General features: G+C 68.1%; 9 protein-coding genes. 3 read left to right on the top strand and 6 right to left on the bottom strand.

Annotated features, from left to right (window positions below):
• A partial coding sequence (locus tag ABZT17_RS44960) for an oligopeptide/dipeptide ABC transporter ATP-binding protein (protein WP_356357972.1) occupies positions 1-372 on the top strand: 372 nt, incomplete at its 5' end.
• A 45-nt stretch (positions 373-417) separates the two neighbouring features.
• On the opposite strand, the gene ABZT17_RS44965 is transcribed toward ABZT17_RS44960, so the two are convergent.
• From ABZT17_RS44965 to ABZT17_RS44985, 5 genes are all read right to left on the bottom strand, one after another.
• Positions 418-1,002: a Uma2 family endonuclease gene (locus tag ABZT17_RS44965; RefSeq protein ID WP_356357973.1), complete on the bottom strand. Its 585-nt coding sequence runs from the start codon at positions 1,000-1,002 to the stop codon at positions 418-420.
• Positions 1,003-1,065: 63 nt separating this feature from the next.
• On the bottom strand, positions 1,066-1,821 hold the full coding sequence (locus ABZT17_RS44970) for a class I SAM-dependent methyltransferase (protein ID WP_356357974.1): 756 nt from the start codon (positions 1,819-1,821) through the stop codon (positions 1,066-1,068).
• A gap of 73 nt (positions 1,822-1,894) precedes the next feature.
• On the bottom strand, positions 1,895-2,095 hold the full coding sequence (locus tag ABZT17_RS44975) for a DUF397 domain-containing protein (RefSeq protein ID WP_356357980.1): 201 nt from the start codon (positions 2,093-2,095) through the stop codon (positions 1,895-1,897).
• An 83-nt stretch (positions 2,096-2,178) separates the two neighbouring features.
• Positions 2,179-2,379 (bottom strand): DUF397 domain-containing protein, encoded by a 201-nt coding sequence (locus tag ABZT17_RS44980; RefSeq protein ID WP_356357975.1) that lies wholly within the window; start codon positions 2,377-2,379, stop codon positions 2,179-2,181.
• Positions 2,380-2,386: 7 nt separating this feature from the next.
• Entirely contained in the window at positions 2,387-3,238 is an 852-nt protein-coding gene (locus tag ABZT17_RS44985) for a helix-turn-helix transcriptional regulator (protein WP_356357976.1), read from the bottom strand.
• A 207-nt stretch (positions 3,239-3,445) separates the two neighbouring features.
• Between ABZT17_RS44985 and ABZT17_RS44990 the strand changes: the two genes are divergently transcribed.
• Complete coding sequence (locus tag ABZT17_RS44990) at positions 3,446-3,850, top strand: ATP-binding protein (protein ID WP_356357977.1); 405 nt, start codon at positions 3,446-3,448, stop codon at positions 3,848-3,850.
• An 18-nt stretch (positions 3,851-3,868) separates the two neighbouring features.
• A complete protein-coding gene (locus tag ABZT17_RS44995; RefSeq protein WP_356357978.1) occupies positions 3,869-4,006 on the top strand; it encodes a hypothetical protein in 138 nt (45 codons plus the stop codon).
• A gap of 193 nt (positions 4,007-4,199) precedes the next feature.
• On the opposite strand, the gene ABZT17_RS45000 is transcribed toward ABZT17_RS44995, so the two are convergent.
• Positions 4,200-4,535, bottom strand: a 336-nt coding sequence (locus tag ABZT17_RS45000; protein WP_356357979.1) for an oligopeptide/dipeptide ABC transporter ATP-binding protein, incomplete at its 5' end; no start/stop codon positions are given.

Consider the following 4,535-nt stretch of genomic DNA (forward strand, 5'->3'; position numbering starts at 1 on the left):
ATCGAGGTCGGCGACCGTGACTCCATCTACACCCGGCCGCGCCACCCCTACACCCACGCCCTGCTCTCCGCCGTCCCCGAGGTCACCCTCGACGAGGAGCAGGCCGCGGCGGGTGGCCGCGAGCGCATCCGCCTCGCCGGTGACGTCCCGTCGCCCATCTCCCCGCCCTCCGGCTGCCGCTTCCGCACCCGCTGCTGGAAGGCGCAGGACAAGTGCGCGACGGAGGAGCCCCCGCTGATCCAGCTCTCCGGCAACCACTCGGGCCATCTGACGGCCTGCCACTTCCCGGAGGACCCGACGATCGAGGCACGGGACGAGGACATCGTGCTGGACCCGGCGCTGGCTGCGCTGGAGGAGGGGGCGGACGACTGACGGGGCGACCGGAAAGGCCGGGCTCGTCGACATCGGGTGCTCGGGTCAGCGGGGCTCGTTTCCGGCCTTTCCGTAACGCCGGAAGGAAGCGGTCTCCAGCCTCCACGAACCGAAGGGAACCGTGTCCCCGAAGATGTACGGGTCCTTGTGGCGGTACCGGTCCCCGCAGGGTTCGGAGTGCACTTCGATGGTGCCGGTGCGAGGGTCGACGATCAGATAGTGGGCGATGCCCATGGCTGGGTATTCGGCGAGTTTCTCGTGGTAGTCGTTGTCTGGGTTGGACGGGGAAACGATCTCGATGACCGCCAGTACCTGCGTGGCGTCGACCGCGAGGCCCTCTTCGTCGAGCGCTTCCTCCGGGATCACGACGGCATCCGGACGGCGCATCCTGCCGATCTCGGGATGCTCGATCTCGGGGCCGTTCTCACAGACGTATCCCGGATGAGTGGTGGGAAGCTGATCGTTCAGCTGGTTTCGGATACGGCGGATCGTGCCCTCATGACGCTTCGAAGGGCTCATCATGGCGAGAAACGGTCCGGAAGGGCCGATCTCGACGGTCCAGGACCCTTCCAGGCGCTCGGCATACGCCGTGAGCTCTTCGGCGATCGCGCGCATCTTCCCGTACTCCATGACTCAAGGCTAACGAGAGGACTGTTCCTGAGCCACCAGCGCCTGTGAACGGGCCGAGGGAGATCAGACCGCCCGTGTGACCGTGATGATCTCGGGGGCGCCGGGTCCGAGAGGCCCGCGCCCCCAGTCGCCGTACTGTTCCGTGACGGTCAGCCCGGCCTCCGCGAGGAGCTTCGCGAGTGCGGTGGCATCGAGGAAGCGGAGGGTGTTGCGGCTGACGCGGGAAGCGTGGAGTCGGCGGTCCCCGAAGGGCGTGGTGAACTCGCAGGTCGTGGTGAAGGTGACCCGGTCCCCGTGGAGCGGCCCCTCGACCTCGTGCCACACCCGAACCCGGCCCCCCTGACCGTCGTCCAGCTCGCGCACGTGCTTCGGCGTCCACGCCTCCCAGGCCCGCGCGGCCGGGTTCCGCGTCTCGAAGACGAACCGCCCGCCGTCGCCGAGGGCCTCACGCACCGCCCGCAGCGCCAGTCTCAACTCCTCGTCGCCGAGCAGCTCCTGGAACGCGTGACCGGTCATCACGACCAGCCCGAACTCCCCGTGCCAGGCGTGTGAACGCAGATCCCCGAGCACCCACTCGACGTCCCGCCGCCCGTCCCGAGCGCGTACGAGCATCGCGGCTGCGGGATCGAGCCCGACGAGCCGCCCCTCGTGCCCCGCCGCACGGGCGCCGTGCAACAGCCGCCCCGTGCCGCACCCGACGTCGAGCACGGAGGGCGCCGCCATCACCAGATCGAGATAGAAGTCGTCGCACGGACCCCAGCGGTTGAGGACGTCGTAGACCGCGGCATGCGAGACATCGGCGTAGGGGCGGTCGACCACCGCGGCAGTGTGGCACACGGAGGCGGGGGGTGGGGCGGGAATCGGGAGAGGGGTCGGTAAGAGGAGCCCTTGTTCAACTCTGCGGAGAGGCAGAGCCTTTGAGCGCCTCGACGAAGGGGGTGAAGGCGGCGGCGGGGAAGGTGAGGGTTGCGCTGGCCGGTGCCTTTGAGTCGCGGACGGCTATGTGGTCGTCCAGGTGCGCGACTTCGACGCAGGCGTCGCCCTGGCCACCGCCTGAGAAGGAAGACTTCTGCCAGGTGCCGGGGGTCAGCATGCTCACAGCTCCTTCGACAGCCGGTGGATGATGTCCCGCGAATGATCAGGGGATCGGGCGAGGGCTCGGTAAGCAAGGCCCGTTCAACTCCAAGTGGAGTCAATGGCTTTCAGGGACTCGATGAAGGGAGTGAAGGCTTCGGTGGGGAAGGTGAGGGGTGCCCTTGTCGGGGCCTTGGAGTCGCGGATGGCTATGTGGGTGAGGCGGGTGCAGACCTCCACGCAGGCGTTGCCCTCGCCGCCGCCGGAGTAGGACGACTTACGCCAGTGGTCGCGGGTGGCCATGAGCGCCTCACAGTTCCTTCGCCAGTCCGTGGATGAAGTCGCGCGACCGGCCCGGTTCGAGCGACACCGCTTCCAGCTTACGGAAGAGTTTTCGAAACCGGCCGAGTTGCGCTTCGGCATCGATGAAGACTGTCCCGTGGGGGTCGTCGCGCACAACCGTGTCCAACTTGGGGACCGGACCGCCTGCGTACACCATGGCGCTGCCGGCCCCGGCGAAGTCGTCCAGGTCGAACGGGATGACGCGCACGGTGACATGGTCGGCTTCGGAGAGTTCCAGAACCCGGGTGAGCTGGGCCCGTACGGCGGCGCGGTCACTCACCCGGATACGCAGGGCCGCTTCGTGGAGCACGGCCTCGTACGGAATCGGATCGGGACGTTCGATGACGACCCGTCGTTTCATCCGGTGCTCGACCCACAGCTCCACATCGCTCTTCGGATGCTCCGGGTTGACGTACGAGAACAGCGCGCGGGCGTAGTCCTCCGTCTGGAGCAGGCCTGGGACGTGCAGGAAATCCACATCCCACCGGTAGCTGGCGTGGTGCTCCAGTTCGGACAGGTCCAGGAACGGCGTTGCCAGCCGCCCCCGAAACTCCTCCCACCAGCCGCGTGTGCGGTTGGTCGCCATGGTCACCAGGGCTTCGATCAAGGCGTCGTCCGAGCAGGCGTAGTTGGCTGCTAGTCGCCGCAGCCGCTGTTCGCTCACACCGGTGATGCCCGCCTCGATCTGGCTCATCTGGACGGAGCTCGCGCCGAGCATGCTCGCGGCCTCGGTCGCCTTGAGCCCTGCTGCTTCTCGGAGCTTGCGTAGTTCGGTGCCCAGCCGGACTTGGCGTGCTGTGGGGTGCCGTCGTGCTGGCACGGCGTCCTACTTTCCTTCAACTGCCTGGTGAGAGGAACTCGTTCGCGGGTCAGACTACGCGATCGGCTTGCACGGACTGAAATTTACGGCATACCTTCAGTGATGTGACGCTTACGCAGCGGAAGCGCACCGCTCCGCCATGCCATGACGGCTGCGGCAATGCCGCCGCTCGCGAAATCCCCTCCTCACCACCGGAGTTGATGCCGCATGCCCGAAACCTGGGACTACACCCTCCACATCCCGAACGACCTCAGAGCCGTCACGATCTGCCGCCGCACCCTGCGCCTGATCCTGACCGTGCACGGCCTGATCGGACTGGTGGACACGGCCGAACTCCTCGCGACGGAGCTGGTCACCAACGCCGTACGGCACACCAAGGGGCCGGCGGCGCTGAGGGTCCGCCGGTCGGCTGAGGGCGCGGTCTGGATCGGGGCATGGGACACCGATCCGGAACCACCGGGGCCACCCCGCCCACTGGAGCAGGTGCATGAGCTGGAGGAGGGGCGGGGGTTGGGGCTCGTGATGACCTGCGCGGATCACTGGGGCTGGCAGCCGTCGGCCCGGTTCGGGGATCTGGGCAAGTACGTATGGTGTGAGCTGGGAGCGGCGTAGTGGTCAGCTCGTCGCACGATGGAATGGCGCAGCATCCCCGTGCCCGACGCCGTCCGTGAGCGGGTGGAATCCTGCGCGGACCTGGACCAGCTGGAGACCTGGGCCCATCGCACGGTGCACGCGACGGTCGCGGCCGAGCTGTTCCTGGAGGGCTGATCAGGAGTTTTCGAGGTGGAGTTGGTCGTGGAGGGTGGGTAGGGGCCGGGGGCGCGGGCCCCTGAGAAAAGGGCCCGTACATCCTTCGGATGTACGGGCCCTTGCTCCCCTGGAGCGGACGTTCATGGGCTCGGGTCAATGGGCCGAGAAAGTCCGTTCCGGTAAGGCGGCTCCTGACGGAAAAGGGGTGTTGTCAGGACGCGGCCTCGGGGTCCTTGGTGAGGTGGGGAGCGGGGACGGTCTCCGCCGTCTCGGGGTAGTGGCAGGCCGTGAGGTGGCCGGGCTTGTTGCCCTCGACCTGGACCAGCGGCGGGGCCTCGGTCGCGCACTTCTCCGTCGCCTTCCAGCAGCGGGTGCGGAAGCGGCAGCCCGACGGCGGGTTCAGCGGCGAGGGCACGTCGCCCTGGAGGCGGATGCGGTCCCGGGCCGGTGTCTCGTCCACCGTCGCCTCGGGCACGGCGGAGAGCAGGGCCCGGGTGTAGGGGTGGCGCGGGTTGCCGTACAGGTCGTCCCGGTCGGCGATCTCGAC

Source organism: Streptomyces sp. NPDC005648, assembly GCF_040605395.1.
Taxonomy (GTDB): Bacteria; Actinomycetota; Actinomycetes; order Streptomycetales; family Streptomycetaceae; genus Streptomyces.